Below are 20,309 nucleotides of genomic sequence, written 5' to 3' on the forward strand. Positions count from 1 at the left end.
AAGATGACCTGGAAGCGGTGAATGGGTGGACCGTGATGGATCTGGAAACGATCAGAGCACTTATCGAATTCGTCGGCCGTTCGCGCGTTTCCGAACTCACGGTGACCGAGGACGGTGTCACCGTTAGGATATCGAATGGGTTGTCCCCACGGAGCTCGGTTCCCACTCCAGCACGCCACCAGGTTGCGGAGCCCTCTGTCGCTGCTGGAGGCGAGCGGCGGCCTGAAAGTGAGACACGCGCGGGCAAAATTGTAGTGGCGCCGGTGTTCGGAGTATTGCATCGGTCGCCCAATCCCGGCGCACCCGCCTTCGTCAAGCTCGGAGATGTCGTCGAGGTGGGTCAAAGCCTCTGCATCGTCGAGGCGATGAAGGTCTTCAATACCGTTTCCGCCCACACTGCCGGGCCGATCACGCGGATTCTTGTCGAGGATGGTCAGGAAGTGGAAGCGGGGCAGCCGTTGATGGAGATCGGATGATGGCGCCAGCGCAAATGGGAAGCGAGGCTGGGAGCGGACGCCGGTTCGATAAGGTGCTGATCGCCAATCGCGGCGAGATCGCCCTGCGTGTTCAGCGTGCCTGCCGGGAGCTCGGGCTACACACCGTCATGATCTGCTCGGATGCCGACCGGGATGCGCCCTATCGAACGACGACCGACCAATTTGTCTGTATCGGACCCGCCGCCCCAGGCCAAAGCTACCTCAATCAGGCCGCGGTCCTGCTGGCAGCACGGGCAACCGGCGCGGGCGCAATTCACCCGGGTTACGGATTTCTTTCGGAGAACGCGGGCTTCGCGGAAGCCGTCGAGTCCGCGGGACTTATCTTCATAGGGCCGCCAGCTTCCGCGATCCGCACGATGGGTGACAAGATCGCCGCCAAACGCGCAATGATCGAAGCGGGCGTGCCATGCGTGCCCGGTCCGGACGCCGCACTTCCCAACGATATCAAGCCGATTGAGAGCATTGCCGAGAGCATAGGATTTCCAGTGATCGTCAAGGCGGCAGGCGGTGGTGGCGGCCGCGGCATGCGCGTCGTTCATGACCCCTCAGCGCTCGGCAATGCCGTATCGGTCACACGCGAGGAGGCTCGAAGGGCATTCGGCAGGCCGGAGCTTTACATGGAGAAATTCCTCGAGCATCCACGCCACATCGAAATCCAGGTGCTCTGCGACGAGCACGGCAATGCCGTGTGGCTCGGCCACCGCGACTGCTCGATGCAGCGACGCCACCAGAAGGTGGTCGAGGAAGCGCCGGCACCCCGCATCCCTGTCGAGCTTGTTGCGGCGGTGGGCGAGCGCTGCACGCAAGCGTGCCGACAGATCGGCTACCGGGGCGCCGGAACCTTCGAGTTTCTCTACGAGAATGGCGCGTTCTACTTCATCGAAATGAATACGCGTCTTCAGGTCGAACACCCTGTAACGGAGATGACCGCTGGGATCGATATCGTCTGCGAACAGCTTCGCGTTGCCCAAGGATTGCCGCTCTCCATTGCCCAAGCCGATGTGCGGGCGCATGGCCATTCCTTCGAGTGCCGGATCAACGCCGAAGATCCTTTCACCTTCGCCGCGTCACCGGGCAGGATCACCAATGCCGAATTTTCGAGTGGGCCCGGTATCCGCGTCGATACCCATGTGACGAGCGGCTACAAGGTATCGCCGCACTACGATTCCCTGATCGCAAAACTGATTGTCCACGCGCCGACGCGAGACCAGGCCATCCGCCGGATGCGGGTGGCCTTGGCAGACACCAGGATCGACGGGATATCGACCAACCTTCAACTCCATCGGGAGCTCTTTGAGGACCCGGCATTCTGTACTGGCGGGACCGATATTCACTACCTTGAGAAGTGGCTGGGCGAGCGAAAGAAATGATAAAGGGCCCTAAGCGAAAGAGCGGCTCGATCGCCGAGCAGGTATTGGATCCGGTGATCCTGGGGAAGATCGCTCTCTGGCTCGACGAGGCCGGGGTCAATTCGATCGAGATCGAGACGAAAGACGGCCGGCTCGTTCGGATTGTGGCCGGCGCGGGCGTGTCTACCGACAACACCGACAGCAACCCGGATCTCTCGGTTTCGCCTGCGATGCCCGTCAAGGCACCTATTGCGGGCCACTTCCTGCCCGTGCACCCGGCACGCGACAGGGCGGAAGCGACCATAGGCGCGGCCGTCATCCCGGAACAGATCATCGGCTTCGTCAAGATAGGGCCGCTCGTCATGCCTGTCCGGGTCGAAGAGTCAGGAAGGCTGGAGGGTTGCTGCATCGAGCCCGAGGCGTTGGTCGGATATGGCGACACCGTTTTTCTGATTGAGCCGTGACAATGATTTCCTTTCAAAACAAACCACTCTCGACGCCAGCCTTCATCTCTGCGGTCCCCGCCGGCGAGCCGAAGATCTCCGCTATCGGCACCGGCGCCTACCTGATCGAGGCGCCGGGGGCATTCGACCTCGAGGCACAGCGGCGCATCTGGGCCCTGGCGCATGCCGTGGAGCAGTGGCCCGAAGTCCGGGAAGTCGTTCCCGGAGTCACCAACCTGCTGGTGATCCTCAAGCGCACGCCCGTGGAGCCGGAACAATTCGAGGCTCGTCTGCTGAGCGAATGGAACTGTGCGCGAGCCATCGACCTCGTCGGCAAGACAGTGGAGATTCCCGTAACCTATGGTGGCGAGCATGCGACGGACCTTGCCGCCGTCTGCGACTACACGCGGCTGACCGATCGGGAGGTCGTGCAGTTGCACTGGCAAGGCGATTACACGGTCGTGGCCCTCGGCAGCGCGCCGGGTTTCGGATATCTGCACGGCCTCGATCCACGCATCCACACGCCGCGCAAGACCGTGCCGTCGCTCAGAATGCTCAAGGGCACGGTGACGATCGGCGGCATGCAGACGGGCGTGTCGGTCCTGACCGGCCCGAACGGGTGGAACTCGATCGGCTTTGCCGAACTGCCGATGTTCGACCCGACGAAGAGCCCGCCGGCGCTGCTTGCGCCCGGCGACAAGGTCCGCTTCGTTCCCGAGAGGATCGAACTATGATCGAAGTTCTTCAAACCGGCCCCCTGAACACGGTGCAGGATCTCGGCCGCTTCGGTTTCCGCAACGCCGGCGTGACCTCGAGCGGCGCGATGGATCGGCTTGCCCTGACCGTTGGAAACCTGCTTGTCGGCAACGGCGAAGGGGAGGCCGCGCTTGAAGTCCAGACCTTTCCATTTCGTCTTCGGGTTAATCGGGACACGACCGTCGCGATCACCGGTGCGGATTGCGACGCGCGTCTGGATGGCGGCAGGCTTCCGCCCTGGTGGGCGGTAGCGGTTTCGGCCGGCCAGGTTCTGGAACTCGATACGCCCCAACGCTCAGCGCGTGCCTATCTGAGTTTTGCCGGCGGCATCGATGTCGCGCCGGTTATGGGATCGCGCAGCACGTCGCTTCGGGGCGGGTTCGGAGGGCTGGACGGTCGTTTTCTCGCGGTGAATGACCGGTTGGGCATTGGCGGCGCAGGTGCCTATGCGATGCCGCCAGGCGGTTTCGGGGCAATGCCGCCCGAAGCGGCGCTGGCCGATCACTTCCCGGCTTCTGAGGACGGCACGCTTCTCGTCCGGGCCGTTCCCGCCGGAGAATACGCTCTCTTCGGTGGCGAGGCAGAACGGTTCTGGTCCCAGACCTGGAAGATCTCCTCGCAAAGCGACCGCACCGGCTATCGGCTCTCGGGCGAGCCGATCAAGCTCGCTTCCCCCGTGGAGTTGCGCTCGCACGGCGTCGTTCCCGGCGTCGTGCAGATGCCGCCGTCGGGCGAGCCGATCGTCCAGATGAGCGACGCCAACACCGCCGGCGGCTACCCGAAGATTGCCGGTGTCATCGACATCGATCTGTGGCGGCTGGGTCAGGCGCGGATCGGCAGCCGCCTCCGGTTCGTCCGGTCGAGTGTCGCCGAGGCGCTTGCGGTGGAGCGGGCGGTAGAGGCCTATCTCGAGGATATCCGTCGCACCGTGCCCATGCTCGTCCAGGCGATCGCAGTCATGTCGCGCCGGTAATTTGCTGTGCTGACCAAGCCAAGACCAAAGAGGCAACGATGAAAATCGATCTCAATTCGGACATGGGCGAGGGTTTCGGCCCCTACCGGCTCTGCGACGATGAAGCACTCATGGACGTGGTGTCGTCGGCCAACATCGCCTGCGGCTTTCACGCCGGCGATCCGGAGACGATGGCGCGGATGGTGAGGTTGGCAAAGGCCCGTGGTGTCGGGGTCGGCGCTCACCCCGGCTTCCCCGATCGGCTTGGTTTCGGGCGCAGGGAGATGCCCGTCGAGGCTGACGAGATGCGCCAGCAGGTTCTTTACCAGTTGGGTGCGTTGACCGCGATCGCCAGGGGCGAAGGCGTGCCGGTCGCTCACATCGGCTTTCACGCCGCGATGGGCAATAGGATCAGCCGCGATCCCGCGCTCGCTGACCTGATCATGCAAGCCGTCAGATCAGTGGATCCGGAGCTCATCGTCTTCGCAATGCCCAATACTGAAATAGAGAAGGCCGCCAGACGCGCCGGCTTGAGGACCCTCACGCTCTTCCTGGCGGACCGGGCCTATGATGCGGTCGGTCAGCTTGTTTCGCGCAGACTGCCGAACTCCGTCCTGAAGGACGAAGCCGCGGTTCGTGCCCGGGTCCGGCAATTCCTCGAAAGCGGAACCGTAACGACGATCGACAACCGGACGATCGAGGTCCGCGCTCGCTCGATCCTCGTCCACAGCGACACGCCGGGTTCGCTCGAACTGGCCCGGATCGTCCGCAGCGAGATCGAGGCCGCCGGAGCGACGATCGTGCCCGCCCGCGAGGTCCTCGCCTAAAGTGCGTCGCAAAAACCTGACACCCTAACGACCTTGAAAGATAGAACGATGCCGACCCTTGCCGACCGACTGAAGAACGTCACCGTATCCGCGTCTGCCGCAATGACGCAGCGTGCCCGCGACCTCGCGTCGCGAGGCATCGACGTCGTTTCCCTGTCCTCGGGCGAGCCTGACTTCCCGACGCCGCCCCATGCGATTGAGGCAGCCCATGCCGCGGCGCTTGCGGGCGATACCAAATATCCGCCGCTCGACGGCACGCCGGCCCTCAAGGCGGCGATCGCCCGAAAGTTCAAGCGGGACAACAATCTCGACTACGAGCCCGGCCAGATCCTCGTTTCCGGCGGCGGCAAGCAGGTGATCTTCAATGCCGTCCTGGCGACCTGCAATCCGGGCGACGAGGTCGTCATACCGTCCCCGGCCTGGATCAGCTACGCCGACATCGTTCGCTTCGCAGGGGGCGTGCCGGTTCCCGTCGCCTGCGGCCAGGAGAACGGCTTCAAGCTTCGCGCCGAGGATCTCGAAGCGGCCATTACCCCCCGGACGAAGTGGCTGTTCCTCAACTTCCCGAACAACCCAACTGGCGCGGCCTGTTCGCGGAGCGAGATGGCAGCGATCGCCGAGGTCATGCTGCGTCATCCGGATGTGTGGATCATGACCGACGACATGTACGAGCACCTCGTCTACGACGACTTCGAGTTCTGCACGATAGCGGAGGTCGAGCCCCGGCTTTACGACCGGGTCCTGACGGTCAATGGCGCCTCCAAGGCCTACGCCATGACCGGCTGGCGGCTGGGCTTCTGCGGTGGGCCTAAGGCGCTCATTGCCGCCATCAGCAACGTCAACGGCCAAAACGCGGGCGGCACCTCGACGATCACCCAGGCTGCGGCCGTGGCCGTGCTCGACGGACCCCAGGGTCTCTTGCAAGAGCGCGCGGCGATCTACCGCAGGCGCCGCGATTTCGTGCTCGATAGGCTCGCCGGCATCGACGGCCTGACCTGCCACAAGCCGGAAGGCGCCTTCTATCTCTTCCCAAGCATTGCCGGGCTCATCGGCAGGACGAGCAAGTCGGGGCGCAAGATCGAAACCGACACGGATTTCGTCATGGCGCTGCTGGATGAGCAGCATGTGGCAACCGTCCAGGGCGCCGCCTACGGCATGAGCCCGTTCTTCCGCATCTCCTATGCGACCAGCATGGAGAAGCTCGCGGAAGGCTGCGACCGGATCGCGCAGTTCTGCAAGGATCTGCGATAGGGCGTGGAGCACGCGACCGATTTGGGATAGCGGGTGCCGATACCCCCCTCTGCCCTGCCGGGCATCTCCCCCACAAGGAGGGAGATCGGCTGGAGGCAACGACCTGCCCCACGATGAATTCGAGGAAGCAGAAGCCACCACATCCATGAACTGGTAGACGGATTATTGGGGGGTGAACCATCGCCTCTTGCCAATCTCCCCCCTTGTGGGGGAGATGCCCGGCAGGGCAGAGGGGGGTGCCATCCCACTGGCTCGGAAGGTCTCGTTCTCTCGGGACCGCCGCATATTTGGCACATGCATCAATGCTTCAGCCGCTCCGTCAGTTCGCGCAGCAGCTCCTGGACGGCCAGCGCCGGTTCCGACAGCGGCGCGAATTCCGATACGCATAGGGAGAGCGTCTCTTCGATCTTCGGCGAGATGCTCCGGCAAATGGTTGGACCGGCGCCCTCGGATACGATGCGATCCGCCACGGCCTTGGGCATGATGGTCGCACCGAGGCCGCTGCTGACGGCCCGCGTCAGCGTCCGGATGACCTCGACCTCGCCGATCACGGTCAAATTCGCCCGACTCCTTGCGAAGGCGGCCTCCACCGCGCGTCGCACGAAGTTGTAGGCCGGCGGCATCAGGAATGGCAGCGGTTCCAGGGCCGAGATCGCCACCGGCGTCTCGCCGGCTTCGATACCGAATTTTTCGTGCGCGACAAGGTAGAAATCCTCGCGCAAAAGCGGATCGAAGCGCACGCCCTTTATCGGACCGGCGCCGTGGATCAGGGCGATTTCCAGCCGGTTGTTCATCAGCATCTGGCTGTAGGTCTGGCCAACGCTCTCGGTGAGGTGGAGGACGATGCCCGGGTGGCGCCGCCTCGTCTCGGCCAGAAGTTCGATTGAAAGGGTCGCCGCGCTGCTGAATGGCGTCAAGCCGACGGACACGCGACCGGCGAGATGCTTCCCGGCCGCAGTCACGTCGGCGCGCGCCTGTTCCATCTGCCTGAGAATGATCTGCGCGTGCCGGTAAACTTCGGCGCCGGCGTCTGTCATCACGACACCCTGCTGGCTCCTTATCAGAAGCTTCGCTCCGAAATGCTCCTCCAGTGCTGCCAGTTGCTGACTGAGTGCAGGCTGCGCAATATGGAGGATATCCGCAGCTCTCGTGATGCTGCCTGTGTCGACGATCACGACGAAAGATTTGAAGCGTCTGGTATCCATCGGCGAATTGCGCTCGCTGTTGCAGCCGGCCTGAATGGTTACTGCCTGACTGTGTTTTTCTCACGCGGCCGCTCAAAGGTCCCCATTTCGAACGTCGCAGGGCCGCGGGTCTGGCCGGAAGCCAGTCCGATCACGATCGGATCGTACAGATTAGCGTTGTGAAATCAATCGGCTACCGCAGAGCGACGCGCTTCATAAGATAGGCTTATCCCTCCAAAGATAATCGGAATTATCGCAGGCTCGAAAGCTCAGCTAAGGTTCCTGAAACAAAGGGGATCGCTGATGCCATTTTCCGATTACAGAACCGCGCTTGTCACCGGTGCTTCTTCCGGAATTGGAGCGGCGATCGTTGAGCGCTTCTCGGCCGAAGGGCTTGAAGTGCACGCGATCGCGCGCAGTGCCGAGCCGCTCCGCAAGCTTGCAGAGCGCACCGGCTGCGTCGCGCATGCGATCGACGTCACGGACCGCGCCGCCCTCGCCGATCTCACCAGCCGCGTCAAGTTCGACATTCTCGTCAACAATGCCGGGGTCGATCGCCCCAAGAAGTTCCTGGAAGCCGAGGATGGCGACATCGATCTGCTTGTCGACGTCAACCTTCGCGCCGTTCTCCATCTGTGCCGCATGGTGGTTCCCGGAATGGTGGCGCGTGACTGCGGCCATGTGATCAATATCTCGTCGATCGCTGGTACGTACAGTTTCGGCGGAAACTCCTCTTACCACGCGACGAAGGCCGGGGTCAGCATGCTGTCGAACCAGTTGCGCATCGATGCCTTCGGCAAGCGCGTGCGGGTGACGGAGATTTGCCCAGGGCGGGTCGCCACCGACATCTTCGCCCATGTGCATGGTGACAGTCCCGAGATCCGCGAACGTTTCCTCGATGGCTTCGAGCTTCCCGAAGCAAAAGACATCGCCAACGCCATAGCCTTCGCGATCGCCGCGCCGGTCGCTGTTAACATCGGCCACATGGAGATTACGCCGACACTTCAGGTGATGGGCGGTCTGCAGACGGCCAAGCCACAGTCTCCGAAGAGCGGGGATCAAGGCTGTGAGTAGCTTCGACCTCTCCGAGATCCTGGGCAATCCGGAATATGTCTCGATGCTGCTCCTCGGCATCAAGATGACCTTCATCGTGGCGATCGGCTCCTGGGTTCTCGCCATGACGCTCGCGCTCCTGCTGCTCGGGCTTCGCTATGCGCCCGGGCCGGTCGGCAATGCGTTCGTCACGGCTTACGTTTCCTATCACCGCAACGTCCCGACGCTGGTGCAGCTTTTGCTCTGGTACTTCGGCATCTTCACGCTGATGCCCGACCCGGTCACCTTCTGGCTGAACGATCACAATGCCGAGGCGATCTTTGCGGTGATCGGCCTGGGCCTTTGCCAGGCCGCCTATTTCAGCGAGGACCTTCGCTCCGGCATGCGGGCGGTCAGCCCCGGCCAGATGGAAGCGGCCCGCGCCCTTGGCCACAGCTATGTTTCGTCCATGCGCTTCGTCATGGTCCCACAAGGGGTAAGAAACGCGCTGCCCGCCCTCGTCAACCACAGCGTCTCGTTGTTCAAGAACAGCAGCCTTGCCGTCGCGATCGGCGTGGCGGAGCTCACCTACGCGGTCAAGGAGATCGAAAACCTGAGCTTCCGCACCTTCGAGAGCTACCTGCTGGTAACCGTTCTCTACCTCGTCTTCTCGCTGATGATCATGGCGGCCGGCGCCTACGTCGCTCGCAGAGCCGACCCGCTCAGGAGGGCACGGGCATGATCAGCGACATCATCGTCATCATCCGCGATTACTGGCTGCTGCTGCTCATCGGGCAGTATCCGAATGGCCCGCTCGGAGGACTTGCGGCGACATTGATCCTGTCCATCCTCGCGATCGCCTTCGCCTTTCCGGTGAGCATCGCTCTGGCGCTCGCCCGGCTTTCGAAATCGCCGTTTCTGAACTGGCCCGTCACCGCGCTCGTCTATTTCACACGCGGCGTGCCGCTGCTGATGCTGATCCTGTGGGGTTACTTCCTGGTGCCGCTCGCCACCGGCGCCAATGTGCCGAGCTTCCTCACCATGCTGGTGACGCTCGTCGTCTACCAGGGCGCCTTCCTGAGCGAGGTGGTCCGCGGCGGTATCGTGGCGCTCGGCCACGGCCAGATGGAGGCGGCCCGGGCGCTCGGCCACAGCTATCTCGGCGCGATGCGCTACGTCATCCTGCCCCAGGCGCTCTACAACGTGATCCCGAGCATTATCTCGGTCTTCGTTTCGACGATCAAGGACACGACGCTCGGCTACGTGATCAACGTGCCCGACCTCACCTTCGCTGCCAGCCAGATCAACAACCAGCTGCTGACGCAGCCGTTCCAGGTCTTCTTCATCCTCGCAGCCGTCTACTACGTGATCTGCTGGTCGTTGACCCGGGTGGCCGTAGCCACGGAAAGCCGGATCACCCGCAAGCGCGCCGGCATGGTGCCGCTGCCAACCGCGAAGTCCCTTAAACTCGCAGCTCTCACGGATCAGCCATCATGAACACGATCGCGCCCTCGAAGAATACGCCAATGATTGAGCTGAAAGGCGTCTGCAAGAGCTACGGCCTTTACGAGGTTCTTAAAGGAATCGATGCCGAAGTGGCTCGCGGCGAGGTCGTCGTCATCTGCGGCCCGTCCGGCTCCGGCAAGTCGACATTGATCCGGACCGTCAACCGGCTCGAGGAGATCGGCAGCGGCTCGATAAGTTGCGACGGCAACAACATCCATCGGCCGATGCCTGCCCAGGAACTCAACCGGTTGCGCAGCCGCATAGGTTTCGTTTTCCAGAGCTTCAACCTGTTTCCGCATCTGTCGGCGATCGACAACATTGCAATGTCACCGATCCGAGTAAAGGGCGTTTCGCGCGACGCCGCCTATGCCAAGGCCACTCAGCTCCTCGAACGCGTCGGTCTCACCGACAAGGCCAATGCCTATCCCGGCCAACTCTCGGGCGGCCAGCAGCAACGCGTCGCGATCGCGCGCGCCTTGGCGATGGAGCCGCCGGTTATGCTGTTCGACGAGCCGACGAGCGCGCTGGATCCGGAAATGGTCGGCGAGGTCCTCTCGGTCATGAAAGGCCTGGCGGCGGACGGCATGACGATGATGTGCGTCACCCACGAGATGGGGTTTGCGCGTGATGTCGCGGATCGCGTCTGGTTCATAGATCAGGGACAGATCGTCGAATCCGCCCCGCCTGAAGAATTCTTCTCTCGCCCACAGACCACGCGAGCGCAGCGCTTCCTGAGCGAATTGCGGCACTGACCAAAAAAACCAACCCCAGAGGAGACTCAAGCAATGAAATTGAAGTCATGGACCATAGGCGCCGCGCTCGCTGTGACCGCGATTGCCGGTCCGGCAAAGGCCGACAAGCTTGCCGACATCACGGCGGCCAAGGCGATCCGCTGCGGCACCTTCGCCGACGTGCCGCCCTTCGCGGCCCCGGACCCGAAAACGCGCGAGATGGCCGGTTTCGACGTCGATCTCTGCAACGCGATTGCCCGCGAACTCGGCGTCAAGGCTGAGATCAAGCCGCTCTCGGTCGAAGCGCGTGTTCCCGAAGTGAAACTCGGACATGTCGATATCGCGGTGGCCAACCTTGCCTATACGCTCAGCCGCGCCGAACAGATCCAGTTCAGCCATCCCTATTATCTCGCCAAGGAAATGCTGATCGTGAAGGCCGACGACCCGGGCCAGAAGAAGGCGGATTTCGCCGGTGTCCGCCTCGCCTCGACGAAGGGCTCGACCTCGGAACTCGCCATCCGCAAGAACGAGTCAAAGCCGCTGACCTTCCAGGATACCGGTTCGGCGTATCTGGCCGTCCAGCAGGGCAAGGCCCGTGGCCTGGTCGCCAACACGATGACGACGACGAAAATCGTCAACGAGTCGAAGACCAAGGGTGCCGCGATGCGGATGATCGAAGAGCCCATGCTCTTCCAGCCGATCGGCATTGGGATGAAGAAGGACGAGCCGGCCTTGACCGCGAAGATCAACGAAATCCTGGTCTCGCTCGATAAGTCCGGCGAGATCAACAAGATCTGGGACAAGTGGCTCGGACCGAGCACCGAGTACAAGATGACCCGCACCGACAAGGTCGTCCCGATCACCGAACTGAAGTTCGAGCCGATCCCGTAATCCCTGAGTGCCATGATTTTCGCTTCCCCGGTGCGGCATGCGCTCATGCCGCACCACGGGACGGTCGTGCCTGCGGGGAGCCCCGCAGCGTTCATCAAATGAAGGAACGTCAAAAATGATCAAACTGAAGCAAAGGTTCGAGCGCCCGAGCAAGGACGAGATCGAGGCCATCGCCAGGTTTTCGCCGGCTACCCTTCATGAGGCGCAGGGCCGCAGGGGCGCGCTGTCTTCCCGACTGAAGCCGATCGACTATCGCATGAAGCTCTGCGGCCCGGCCTTCACGGTCAAATGCGCGCCGCGCGACAACATCATGCTTCAGGTCGCGATCAACTACGCTCAACCCGGCGACATCATCGTTGTTTCCGCCGGCGAATACGAGGAAGCCGGGTCGTTCGGCGATGTACTCGCCAATGCCTGCCTGGCAAAAGGCATCGGCGGCCTTGTGACCGACACGGGCGTTCGCGACACGTTGCAATTGCGCGAACTCGGCTTTCCGGTCTTTTCGCTGAGCGTCTGCATCAAGGGCACCGTCAAGGAAACGCTCGGCGCCACGAACGAGCCGATCCTGATCGGCGACGAAATCGTGCACCCGGGCGATATCATCGCCGGCGACGCGGATGGCCTGGTCGTCGTTCGGCGGTCGGAGGCGCGCGACGTGGCGAAGCTGGCGCAAGCCCGAGAGGACGCCGAGGCCGACTACATCGCCGCATACAAGGCCGGCAAGTCGGTCATTGAAGTCAGCAAACTGGAAGCCGTGCTGAAAGCAAAGGGTCTCGTCCTCGAAGACTGACGGCAGTCTCGCTGATGTCGGCGCTCGCAAAGAGAGCAGGTTGGCAGCCGCGCTGGCATCGATCAGAATGACGGCCAGCTGGTGGCGGAACACGTCCAATCGGTCACAGGTAACCGCGGAGACCGCCGCTCGCGGGCGATCACTGCGGTTTCGCTGCAAGCTTTCATCAGATCAGTGGCCCAGGATCTGACCCAGGAAGGCACGGGTCCGCTCAGACTGCGGCGCGCTGAAGAAAGCCTTGGGTCCATTCTCCTCAACGATCTGGCCCTGGTCCATGAAGATCACCCGGTCCGCCACCGCCTGGGCGAAGCCCATCTCATGGGTGACGCAGAGCATGGTCATGCCCTCCTCGGCGAGCGCGATCATTGTGTCGAGCACTTCCTTGATCATCTCCGGATCAAGCGCCGAGGTAGGCTCGTCGAACAGCATGACGCGCGGCTTCATGCAGAGCGCGCGTGCGATCGCGACGCGCTGCTGCTGTCCGCCCGAAAGCTGGCCCGGATATTTGTGCGCCTGATCGGGAATCCGTACTTTTTCCAGGAAGTGCATGGCGAGATCCCTGGCCTGCTTTTCCGGGACTTTGCGCACCCAGACCGGCGCAAGCATGCAGTTTTGCAGGATCGTCAGATGCGGAAAAAGGTTGAAGTGCTGGAACACCATGCCCACTTCGCGACGAACTTCCTCGATCTTCTTGAGATCGCTGGTGAGTTCGATCCCGTCGACGACGATCGTGCCGGATTGATGCTCCTCAAGTCGGTTGATGCAGCGGATCATCGTCGACTTTCCGGAACCCGACGGTCCGCAGATGACGATGCGTTCCCCAAGCCTGACGGTAAGATTGATGTCGCGAAGGACGTGGAAATCGCCATACCATTTGTTCATGCCGGCGATCTCGACGGCGAAACCGGCGACTGCGAGCCGGTCTTTGTGCGCGGATACTCGTTGCGTCATTGTGTTGTTCATGCGCATTCCTCCCAACGATGATCCGTCCTCAGACGCTGCTCGAGATATTGCGAGTAGCGCGACATGCCGAAGCAGAAGACGAAGAACACGGCGCCGATGAAGATGAAGAGTTCCCAATAGATGCCCTGCCAATTGGTATTGGCGCGGATGGCGGCGGCGAGCGCGATCGGATCCAGGAGCCCGATGAACATGACGAGCGTCGTGTCCTTGAAGAGCCCGATGAAAGAGTTGACGATGCCGGGGATCGAAATCTTCAGCGCCTGCGGCAGGATCACCAGTCGCTGCGCCTTCCAGTAATCAAGCCCAAGGGCCCCGGCGGCTTCATACTGGCCACGGGGCAGGGCGGCGAGACCGCCGCGGATCACCTCGGCCATATAGGCGCTGGCAAAGAGAGTGACCATGATCACGACGCGCAGGATAAGGTCGAAACTCGTCCCCGGCGGCAGGAAATAGTTAAGCAGCAACGAGGCGGTGAACAGAAGCGTGATCAGCGGCACGCCGCGAATGAATTCGATGAAAGTGACGCTGAGCATGCGGATGAGCGGCAGGCCGGAGCGGCGTCCGAGAGCCAGCAGGATGCCGAGCGGCAGCGACAGTGCGATACCAGACACGCCGATGACGATGGAGAGCAGAAAGCCGCCGAGCTCGCGTGACGTCACCGGGACAAGCAAGATGGGGGCGGTATCAGTGGCGATTTCTACCAGAGCCGGCGTGGCGTAGAGCCACCAAAGCGCCGCGCCGACAATGGCAGCGGTAGCGGCAAGACCGACACCCGATCGTACCGCGATCGAGAACAGGCCGGTGGCAACGGCAAATCCAAGATAGATCGACACCGGCAGCCACAGGCTACCGCCCCAGATCAGCCAGAACGCAAGACCCGGATAGACCGCGCTGAACCAGAGTGCCCGTTGCGGCAGGCCGCGGAACAGGATTGGTGCCAACGCCGCGAACAGGAGGACGAAGGCAAGCATGGGGCGCCAATAGAGCGCCGTGGGATAGAAGCCGAAGAGAAGCTGGGTCCAGCGGTCCCGAATGACGCCCCAGCAGGCGCCGGGCGCACCGTCGAGGATCTGGCGACATTCGGAGAGAGAGCCGGCATGCCAGACGGAATTGCCGAGCCAGGGCGCGATCGCCATCACCCCCCAGGCGATCGCCATCACCGAGGCGACCGTCAGCAACGAACTGACCCAGCCGTTGAAGAGGTTCTTGCGCACCCAGTCCATGACGCCACCCTGGCCAGGCGGGCGAGGCGACGGTGCGACGATGTCCTGACGAACCCAGGAGATGTTGTGCATATTCATCTCAGCGCTCCTTCAGCCGGGCCCGGCCATTGTAGACGTTCATGACGCCGGAGATCGCAAGGCTGATCGACACATAGATCAGCATCATCAGCAGCATGCCCTCGAGTTCACGCCCGGTCTGGTTGATGGTGATGCCGCCGAGTGTCGAGCGCAGGTCCATGTAGCCGACGGCCAAGCCCAGCGAGGTGTTCTTGGTGATGTTGAGAAACTGCGAGATCATTGGCGGGATGATGATCCTGAGCGCCTGCGGCAGGATCACCAGGCGCATGGTGCGTGCCGGCGTGAGCCCAAGGGCGTGAGCGGCCTCCGATTGGCCGCGGGAAATCGCCAGGATGCCCGAGCGAACGATCTCGGCGATGAATGCGCCGGTGTAGACACTCAGCCCGATCCAGAGCGCAATGAACGCGTTTCGCAACTGCAGCCCGCCTGTGAAGTTCAGGCCTTTAAGGGCGGGATAGTCGAAATGAAACCCGAGTGCGTAGAGCAGGCCGAAGAGCAGCAGCACGAAGATGCAGAGGCTCTTCCACCAGGTGGAGGGACGCTCGCCCGAGACGCTCTGGACCCGCTCGGCGTGCCTTAGCACAGTCCGATGGGCCAGAAACGCGAGCACGAGCAGCGCGCAGATAGCGACGTAGTTCACATCGAGCGACCCGAGTGCAGCCGGCAATTGTCCCAGGCTGCGGGCGAAGTCGGGCACCGGCAAATAGATGCCACGGTTGGTCACGGCGATACTGTCAAAGAACAGCATCGACGCCTGCGGATGTTCTCCACGGAAGGCGCTTGGCGCCGGCATGGATTCGGACATGGCCGCGACGACGATGATCCAGAGCAGCGCCGGAATGTTGCGAAAGCTCTCGACATAAACCGTCATCAGTCGGGCGACGATCCAGTTGTTCGAAAGCCTCAGCACGCCGGCGAACACCCCGAGGATGGTGGCGGTCACGCAGGCCATCGCGGCGACGATCAACGTGTTGAGAAGGCCCACCAAAGCCGCTCGGGCATGGGTGCTGGCGCTTGAATAATCGATGGAATGCGGCGCGATGTCGTAACCGGCCGTGCTCCACAAAAAGCCGAACGAGAAATCCTTGCCGAGGGCTGCCAGATTGCGGACGGTGTTGTCGATCAGCCAACCGGCGGCGAGCACGAGGATGCAAAATGCGATGACCTGGATGGTCCGGGCGCGGTAGCGCGCATCGTTGAAGAGCATGTTCAGGTGAAAGGCTTGGCGCTGGGCGCCGCTGGTTATGGCCATGCGAAATCCCCCTTAGGGTTCGCTGCGCATGCATCGAAAACGGGTTCGAATGCGACAGGGCAGAACGAAAAGCAGAAGAGCGAAAGCAAAGGGCGCGGGAATGATCCCGCGCCCGATGGTCTCTCAGCGAAGCGGCAGACCGTACATCAGGCCGCCCTTCGTCCAGAGCGAATTGAGGCCGCGCTCGAGTGCGATCGGCGTCTTTTCGCCGAGGTTGCGGTCGAATATCTCACCATAGTTGCCGACGGCGGAAACGGCGCGCTTGGCCCATTCGTTATCGAGGCCCAGCATTTCGCCGAGTTTGTCGTCCTTGCCGAGCAGTCGGCCAATGTCCGGATTGTCGGCTTCGGCCGCGTCCTTATCGGCATTTTCGGCCGTGACGCCGAGTTCCTCGGCGGATATCAGCGCGTTGAGCGTCCAGCGGGCGATATCGGCCCACTGATCGTCGCCCTGACGCACCAGCGGACCAAGCGGCTCCTTGGAGATGATCTCGGGAAGAATGATGTAGTCTTGCGGGTTCTTGAAGCTCGAGCGCGTCGAGGCCAGATCCGATCCATCCGACGAGATGACGTCGCAAGCGCCGGCGAGAAACTTCTGCTGCACATCAGCATTGTTTTCGACCGGGACCGGCTCGTACTTGATGTTGATCCTGCGGAAATATTCCGCGAGATTTAGTTCGGTGGTGGTGCCGGTCTGGATACAGACCGTGGCGCCGTCCAGGTCCTTGGCACTGCTGATGCCGAGCGACTTCGGCACCATGAAAGCCTGACCGTCATAATAGTTTACGCCGGCGAACGAGAACTTGAGGTCGACGTCGCGGGAGAAGGTCCATGTCGTGGTGCGGGCGAGGATGTCCACTTCGCCGGAGGCCAATGCCGTAAAGCGTGTCTGGCCAGTCGTCGGAACGAAGGTGACCGCGTTCGGGTCCTTCAGCACGGCTGCGGCGATCGCCCGGCAATAATCGACGTCCATTCCGTGCCAGACGCCGTTGGCATCCGGAGCCGAGAAGCCTGCCTGGCCGCCGGTCACGCCGCAGTTGAGCTTGCCGCGCGTCTGGACGTCGGCCAGTGTGCCGGCTGAAGCCAGACCCGCGCTCAGCGTCGCCGCTGTCACCGTGGCAATTGCTATCATCGTTTTCATGGTCTTTCTCCCGTTTGATGATCCGTTGGCGGTGGCTGTTGCCGCTTTTTCCGCGTCCGGATCGGTTGCGTTCCCGAAGCGTCTTTGCCGGTCAGGACCGGCAAAGATCGGTGTCATGAGGCGGTCTGGATAATGGCTTCGATCTCGACCGGCGCGTTCAAGGGCAGCGCCGCCACGCCGACAGCGGAGCGCGCATGCTTGCCCTTGTCACCGAGGACGGCGACGAGAAGATCCGAAGCGCCATTGGCGACGAGATGCTGCTCCGTGAAACCCGGCGCAGACGCCACGAACACGGTGATCTTGGCGATCGCACCGATCTTATCGAGGCTGCCGAGATGCGCCTCGACCTGCGCCAGAATGTTCAAGGCGCATTGGCGGGCGGCGAGCATGCCCTGGGCAACATCTAGATCACGGCCGAGCAGACCGGTGGCGACCAGTTTGCCGTCGGCAAGCGGCAGCTGTCCGGAGGTCAGGACAAGATTTCCGCTTGCCGCGACCGGAAGATAATTGGCGACGGACTTCGCAGCTGCGGGCAGGACGAGGCTCAGTTCGGCGAGCCGCTGGGGGACGCTTTGCGACATGGGAGCTCCGTTCAGATGGTGGAAACGGCGGCGGTGATGCGCCGGATGGCTTCGTCGACGGTGGAACGCGGGCAGCCGAGATTGACGCGCATGAAGCCGTGACCCTCGATCCCGAATTTCTGGCCCTTGTCGAGCCAGACACGGCCTTTGGTCAGCATGAACCTGTTGAGCCGTTCGGCATCCATTCCGAGGTCGCGGCAATCCATCCACGCGAGGTAGAGGGAGTCGGTCGGCAGGACCTTCAGGCGCGGGTCCGCCTCGTTGATCGCCTTGGCGAAATGCGTGTGATTTGCCCTGAGGTAGCCCAGCATCTCCTCGAGCCACGGCTCGCCATGCGCATAAGCCGCTTCCGCGGCAACCATGCCCAGTACGTTGACCAGTTCGAAGACGTTGCGCGCATACTGGCGATTCAGTTCGTCCCGGATCCGCTTGTTCGCAACGAAGACGTTTGCGCTCTGCAGGCCCGGCAGGTTGAAGGTCTTGCTGGGCGCGGTACAGGTGATGCTATTCTGGGCAAATTCTTCGCCGAGCGAGGCGAACGGGATATGCTTCTTTGCCGGGTTGAGGATCAGGTCCTCGTGAATTTCATCGGAGATGACCAGCACGCCGTTGCGGGCGCAGATTTCCCCCATCATCCTAAGTTCGTCTTCCGACCAGACATTGCCGGTCGGATTATGCGGATGGCTCAGGATGAAGATCTTGGTATTGGGGCGGATAGCCGCTTCGAAGGTCTTTGCGTTGAAACGATAGCCGTCGCCGGTGAACTCGAGCGGAGCGTAGGCCAGATGGCGTCCATTCAGCAGGACGTCGTTGTGGAAATGCGCATAGACCGGCGGCTGGATCAGGACGCTGTCGCCCGGCGCCGAAAATGCCTGTACCGCGGTTTTCAGTGTGGTGATGATGCCGGACGTCTGGAGGATCCACTCCTTCGGAACGTCCCAGCCGAAACGCCGCTGCTGCCATCCGACAACGACATTGAGATAAGATGCGGTCGCGCCGCCCGGATAGCCGAACACACCATGATCGACGGCCGCGTGAAGCGCATCGATGACGGCTTGCGGCGCCTTGAAGTCGGTGTCGGCTACCCACATCGGCAGGGGATCGGCGGCAGCTTCGTCCGGCGTCAGCAATTTGTCGGCGTAGGCCCACTTCATCGAGTTGCTGTTCTTGCGGTGGATGATCTCATCGAAAATCGATGACGTCCGGATCTGATCCGCGTCGGGATGTCTTGCAGTTGCCAGCTTCGTCACAGCGGTTTCCTTTCGTCCGTCTTGGGCTGCCTTGGATGGCGCCAGGTTGACGAAGAGGTTAACCGCATTGCATTATGAGCGGAAATGGTATGATTTCATCTGCTCATGAACGGACATCATAATGCTGGATAGGCAGCACCTTGCAATCCTCAGAGAAGTTGCCCGCCGCGGTAGCGTCACCGCGGCGGCCGAGAAGCTGAACGTCACCCAGTCGGCTTTGAGCCATACGATCGCAAAATTCGAAGAACGGCACGGCATCAAGGTCTGGATGAAGACGGGGAGAGGCCTTCGCCTGACACAAACAGGTGAATATCTGCTTTCTGTCGCCGAGCGGGTTCTCCCGCAGATGGAGCATGCGGAACGGGTCCTGAGCGACTTTGCGCGAGGAAGGAGGGGAGCGCTGCGCGTCGGCATGGAATGCCATCCCTGCCAGCGATGGCTGACGCGCATTGCGACCCCCTATTTGGTTCGCTGGCCGGACGTCGACTTCGATGTGCGCACTGCCTTTCGCTTCGATGGTGTCGAGGCACTCCTCGGTTACGAGATCGATTTGCTGATAACGCCGGACCCGGTCGAAGCGCCGGAACTGCAGTTCACGCCGGTATTTGACTACGAGCTGGTCCTGATGGTGCACGAGAAGCACCCGCTTGCCGGCAGAACAAGCGTGCAACCCCAGGACCTGCTTGAAGAGGAGCTGATCACGGTCCCGGTGACGTTGGAGCGCCTGGACATCTACACCAAGTTCCTCGTTCCCGCGCATTGCCGGCCTCGACAGCATCGCACAGCCGAAACCATCGATCTGATGCTGCAACTCGTCTGCGCGGGCAGGGGAGTGACGGTTCTTCCGGATTGGCTGCTGCATGAGGATGCATCTGGAATGCCGATCCGGGCGCTTCGTCTCGGCGATACCGGTATCCAGAAGAGCATCAATCTGGGCGTCCGGCGAGGGGAGGAGACGACCTCCTATATCGATGGCTTCCTGAAACTGGCCGGCGAGATGGGGCGCGCACCCTTGCCTTGATCTCCGAGGAGCGAGGAGGAGACGACCCCTATCGACGGCTTTCTGAAGCTTGCCGTCACCATTGCCGTGATTGCGAATGTTCAATCGCGAAGCGCCGTTGTGATCCCCCACTGAAATCCCGGTCTCACGGAGCCGATGTGATCCTTGCCGGCTATGACTGTCGAGGTGATTTCGAGACCGCTATACCCGCGCGCGAAGACGCTCTTCGAACTTACGCATGCCGGCGACAACATCGCGGGTCTTTCCCTTTCGTGCGGGATCGTAACGTGACGTCTCCAGGCCGCCGACATAGAGGATCACATCCGCTTCAACTTGCCGATGTCTTTCAGCATAGCTGGCCTCCAGCTCGTATATCGCTCCGTCGGCGAACCAGAAGGACGGGCTGCCGAGAACATAGGTCTGGAAAAGTGAAGGTTCTTCCGACAAACCGGTGGTGTCGCGGAACTCGACGATCCCCATGCGTAAGATCCCTTCAGCTTTTGTTGGAAGTGAATTTCTGAACGACGTCTTGGATGGCCCGAGCGGATGCCTGCACGGCGCCTGCCAAGTATGGCCTCGCGCGTGTGAGGGATGGTGGCGGCTCAGCCCGGCG

At 62.0% G+C, this 20,309-nt stretch carries 22 protein-coding genes; 14 read left to right on the forward strand and 8 right to left on the reverse strand.

Annotation, left to right across the window (positions count from 1 at the left end; translation table 11 throughout):
* The first annotated feature begins 35 nt into the window (after positions 1-35).
* Genes RHIBR816_RS0109310 through RHIBR816_RS0109340 form a run of 7 tightly spaced genes read left to right on the forward strand, consistent with a single transcriptional unit; the run spans position 36 to position 6,075 of the window.
* On the forward strand, positions 36-476 hold the full coding sequence (locus RHIBR816_RS0109310) for a biotin/lipoyl-containing protein (protein ID WP_026186804.1): 441 nt from the start codon (positions 36-38) through the stop codon (positions 474-476).
* The gene (gene accC / locus RHIBR816_RS0109315) at positions 476-1,867 is read left to right on the forward strand and encodes an acetyl-CoA carboxylase biotin carboxylase subunit (RefSeq protein ID WP_018236256.1); all 1,392 of its coding nucleotides are present in this window, start codon (positions 476-478) and stop codon (positions 1,865-1,867) included. Before RHIBR816_RS0109310 ends, accC begins: the two co-directional genes overlap by 1 nt.
* Entirely contained in the window at positions 1,864-2,310 is a 447-nt protein-coding gene (locus tag RHIBR816_RS0109320) for a hypothetical protein (protein WP_018236257.1), read from the forward strand. The genes accC and RHIBR816_RS0109320 overlap by 4 nt, the downstream gene beginning before the upstream one ends.
* Positions 2,311-2,312: 2 nt before the next feature.
* Positions 2,313-3,023 carry a 5-oxoprolinase subunit PxpB gene (pxpB, locus tag RHIBR816_RS0109325; RefSeq protein WP_018236258.1) on the forward strand — a complete coding sequence of 237 codons (711 nt, stop codon included), beginning with the start codon at positions 2,313-2,315 and terminating at the stop codon, positions 3,021-3,023.
* Positions 3,020-4,018, forward strand: coding sequence for a biotin-dependent carboxyltransferase family protein (locus RHIBR816_RS0109330; RefSeq protein WP_018236259.1), 999 nt, complete (start codon positions 3,020-3,022; stop codon positions 4,016-4,018). Before pxpB ends, RHIBR816_RS0109330 begins: the two co-directional genes overlap by 4 nt.
* A 38-nt stretch (positions 4,019-4,056) precedes the next feature.
* On the forward strand, positions 4,057-4,824 hold the full coding sequence (locus RHIBR816_RS0109335) for a 5-oxoprolinase subunit PxpA (protein WP_018236260.1): 768 nt from the start codon (positions 4,057-4,059) through the stop codon (positions 4,822-4,824).
* Positions 4,825-4,872: 48 nt separating this feature from the next.
* Positions 4,873-6,075 (forward strand): pyridoxal phosphate-dependent aminotransferase, encoded by a 1,203-nt coding sequence (locus tag RHIBR816_RS0109340; protein WP_018236261.1) that lies wholly within the window; start codon positions 4,873-4,875, stop codon positions 6,073-6,075.
* A 299-nt stretch (positions 6,076-6,374) separates the two neighbouring features.
* On the opposite strand, the gene nac is transcribed toward RHIBR816_RS0109340, so the two are convergent.
* Positions 6,375-7,280 (reverse strand): nitrogen assimilation transcriptional regulator NAC, encoded by a 906-nt coding sequence (nac, locus tag RHIBR816_RS0109345; protein ID WP_018236262.1) that lies wholly within the window; start codon positions 7,278-7,280, stop codon positions 6,375-6,377.
* A 282-nt stretch (positions 7,281-7,562) separates the two neighbouring features.
* Between nac and RHIBR816_RS0109350 the strand changes: the two genes are divergently transcribed.
* The 6 genes from RHIBR816_RS0109350 to RHIBR816_RS0109375 all read left to right on the forward strand — a co-directional run bounded on the left by RHIBR816_RS0109350 (position 7,563) and on the right by RHIBR816_RS0109375 (position 12,209).
* Positions 7,563-8,333, forward strand: coding sequence for an SDR family oxidoreductase (locus RHIBR816_RS0109350; RefSeq protein WP_018236263.1), 771 nt, complete (start codon positions 7,563-7,565; stop codon positions 8,331-8,333).
* Positions 8,326-9,033, forward strand: a complete 708-nt coding sequence (locus tag RHIBR816_RS0109355) for an amino acid ABC transporter permease (RefSeq protein ID WP_018236264.1) — start codon at positions 8,326-8,328, stop codon at positions 9,031-9,033. The genes RHIBR816_RS0109350 and RHIBR816_RS0109355 overlap by 8 nt, the downstream gene beginning before the upstream one ends.
* A complete protein-coding gene (locus RHIBR816_RS0109360) occupies positions 9,030-9,788 on the forward strand; it encodes an amino acid ABC transporter permease (protein ID WP_018236265.1) in 759 nt (252 codons plus the stop codon). Before RHIBR816_RS0109355 ends, RHIBR816_RS0109360 begins: the two co-directional genes overlap by 4 nt.
* The gene (locus tag RHIBR816_RS0109365) at positions 9,785-10,549 is read left to right on the forward strand and encodes an amino acid ABC transporter ATP-binding protein (protein WP_018236266.1); all 765 of its coding nucleotides are present in this window, start codon (positions 9,785-9,787) and stop codon (positions 10,547-10,549) included. Before RHIBR816_RS0109360 ends, RHIBR816_RS0109365 begins: the two co-directional genes overlap by 4 nt.
* 33 nt (positions 10,550-10,582) lie before the next feature.
* Complete coding sequence (locus RHIBR816_RS0109370; RefSeq protein WP_018236267.1) at positions 10,583-11,419, forward strand: ABC transporter substrate-binding protein; 837 nt, start codon at positions 10,583-10,585, stop codon at positions 11,417-11,419.
* A gap of 115 nt (positions 11,420-11,534) precedes the next feature.
* The gene (locus RHIBR816_RS0109375; protein ID WP_018236268.1) at positions 11,535-12,209 is read left to right on the forward strand and encodes a 4-carboxy-4-hydroxy-2-oxoadipate aldolase/oxaloacetate decarboxylase; all 675 of its coding nucleotides are present in this window, start codon (positions 11,535-11,537) and stop codon (positions 12,207-12,209) included.
* Positions 12,210-12,380: 171 nt separating this feature from the next.
* Here RHIBR816_RS0109375 and RHIBR816_RS0109380 read toward each other — a convergent pair whose 3' ends face one another.
* The 6 genes from RHIBR816_RS0109380 to RHIBR816_RS0109405 form a co-directional block, all read right to left on the reverse strand.
* Positions 12,381-13,160: an amino acid ABC transporter ATP-binding protein gene (locus tag RHIBR816_RS0109380; RefSeq protein WP_026186805.1), complete on the reverse strand. Its 780-nt coding sequence runs from the start codon at positions 13,158-13,160 to the stop codon at positions 12,381-12,383.
* Between the two features lie 8 nt (positions 13,161-13,168).
* Complete coding sequence (locus RHIBR816_RS38310) at positions 13,169-14,473, reverse strand: amino acid ABC transporter permease (protein WP_018236270.1); 1,305 nt, start codon at positions 14,471-14,473, stop codon at positions 13,169-13,171.
* Position 14,474: 1 nt separating this feature from the next.
* Positions 14,475-15,725, reverse strand: coding sequence for an amino acid ABC transporter permease (locus RHIBR816_RS0109390; protein WP_018236271.1), 1,251 nt, complete (start codon positions 15,723-15,725; stop codon positions 14,475-14,477).
* A 123-nt stretch (positions 15,726-15,848) separates the two neighbouring features.
* A complete protein-coding gene (locus RHIBR816_RS0109395) occupies positions 15,849-16,865 on the reverse strand; it encodes an amino acid ABC transporter substrate-binding protein (protein ID WP_018236272.1) in 1,017 nt (338 codons plus the stop codon).
* A gap of 113 nt (positions 16,866-16,978) precedes the next feature.
* The gene (locus tag RHIBR816_RS0109400; protein ID WP_018236273.1) at positions 16,979-17,446 is read right to left on the reverse strand and encodes a RidA family protein; all 468 of its coding nucleotides are present in this window, start codon (positions 17,444-17,446) and stop codon (positions 16,979-16,981) included.
* 11 nt (positions 17,447-17,457) lie between these two features.
* The gene (locus RHIBR816_RS0109405) at positions 17,458-18,696 is read right to left on the reverse strand and encodes a MalY/PatB family protein (protein WP_018236274.1); all 1,239 of its coding nucleotides are present in this window, start codon (positions 18,694-18,696) and stop codon (positions 17,458-17,460) included.
* A 121-nt stretch (positions 18,697-18,817) separates the two neighbouring features.
* Between RHIBR816_RS0109405 and RHIBR816_RS0109410 the strand changes: the two genes are divergently transcribed.
* A complete protein-coding gene (locus RHIBR816_RS0109410; protein WP_018236275.1) occupies positions 18,818-19,717 on the forward strand; it encodes a LysR family transcriptional regulator in 900 nt (299 codons plus the stop codon).
* A gap of 180 nt (positions 19,718-19,897) precedes the next feature.
* Here RHIBR816_RS0109410 and RHIBR816_RS33885 read toward each other — a convergent pair whose 3' ends face one another.
* Entirely contained in the window at positions 19,898-20,176 is a 279-nt protein-coding gene (locus tag RHIBR816_RS33885; RefSeq protein ID WP_018236276.1) for a hypothetical protein, read from the reverse strand.
* Positions 20,177-20,309: the final 133 nt, after the last annotated feature.

The sequence above is a fragment of the Ensifer sp. BR816 genome, from assembly GCF_000378985.1.
Taxonomy (GTDB): Bacteria; Pseudomonadota; Alphaproteobacteria; order Rhizobiales; family Rhizobiaceae; genus Sinorhizobium.

Coding starts and splice junctions, on each gene's coding strand:
- RHIBR816_RS0109390 (WP_018236271.1), bottom strand. CDS start 15,725: ATGGCCATAACCAGCGGCGCCCAGCGCCAAGCCTTTCACCTGAACATG.
- RHIBR816_RS38310 (WP_018236270.1), bottom strand. CDS start 14,473: ATGAATATGCACAACATCTCCTGGGTTCGTCAGGACATCGTCGCACCG.
- RHIBR816_RS0109370 (WP_018236267.1), top strand. CDS start 10,583: ATGAAATTGAAGTCATGGACCATAGGCGCCGCGCTCGCTGTGACCGCG.
- RHIBR816_RS0109365 (WP_018236266.1), top strand. CDS start 9,785: ATGAACACGATCGCGCCCTCGAAGAATACGCCAATGATTGAGCTGAAA.
- RHIBR816_RS0109410 (WP_018236275.1), top strand. CDS start 18,818: ATGCTGGATAGGCAGCACCTTGCAATCCTCAGAGAAGTTGCCCGCCGC.
- RHIBR816_RS0109400 (WP_018236273.1), bottom strand. CDS start 17,446: ATGTCGCAAAGCGTCCCCCAGCGGCTCGCCGAACTGAGCCTCGTCCTG.
- RHIBR816_RS0109380 (WP_026186805.1), bottom strand. CDS start 13,160: ATGACGCAACGAGTATCCGCGCACAAAGACCGGCTCGCAGTCGCCGGT.
- RHIBR816_RS0109335 (WP_018236260.1), top strand. CDS start 4,057: ATGAAAATCGATCTCAATTCGGACATGGGCGAGGGTTTCGGCCCCTAC.
- RHIBR816_RS0109375 (WP_018236268.1), top strand. CDS start 11,535: ATGATCAAACTGAAGCAAAGGTTCGAGCGCCCGAGCAAGGACGAGATC.
- nac (WP_018236262.1), bottom strand. CDS start 7,280: ATGGATACCAGACGCTTCAAATCTTTCGTCGTGATCGTCGACACAGGC.
- RHIBR816_RS0109395 (WP_018236272.1), bottom strand. CDS start 16,865: ATGAAAACGATGATAGCAATTGCCACGGTGACAGCGGCGACGCTGAGC.
- RHIBR816_RS0109340 (WP_018236261.1), top strand. CDS start 4,873: ATGCCGACCCTTGCCGACCGACTGAAGAACGTCACCGTATCCGCGTCT.
- RHIBR816_RS33885 (WP_018236276.1), bottom strand. CDS start 20,176: ATGGGGATCGTCGAGTTCCGCGACACCACCGGTTTGTCGGAAGAACCT.
- RHIBR816_RS0109330 (WP_018236259.1), top strand. CDS start 3,020: ATGATCGAAGTTCTTCAAACCGGCCCCCTGAACACGGTGCAGGATCTC.
- RHIBR816_RS0109350 (WP_018236263.1), top strand. CDS start 7,563: ATGCCATTTTCCGATTACAGAACCGCGCTTGTCACCGGTGCTTCTTCC.
- pxpB (WP_018236258.1), top strand. CDS start 2,313: ATGATTTCCTTTCAAAACAAACCACTCTCGACGCCAGCCTTCATCTCT.
- RHIBR816_RS0109320 (WP_018236257.1), top strand. CDS start 1,864: ATGATAAAGGGCCCTAAGCGAAAGAGCGGCTCGATCGCCGAGCAGGTA.
- accC (WP_018236256.1), top strand. CDS start 476: ATGGCGCCAGCGCAAATGGGAAGCGAGGCTGGGAGCGGACGCCGGTTC.
- RHIBR816_RS0109360 (WP_018236265.1), top strand. CDS start 9,030: ATGATCAGCGACATCATCGTCATCATCCGCGATTACTGGCTGCTGCTG.
- RHIBR816_RS0109310 (WP_026186804.1), top strand. CDS start 36: ATGGATCTGGAAACGATCAGAGCACTTATCGAATTCGTCGGCCGTTCG.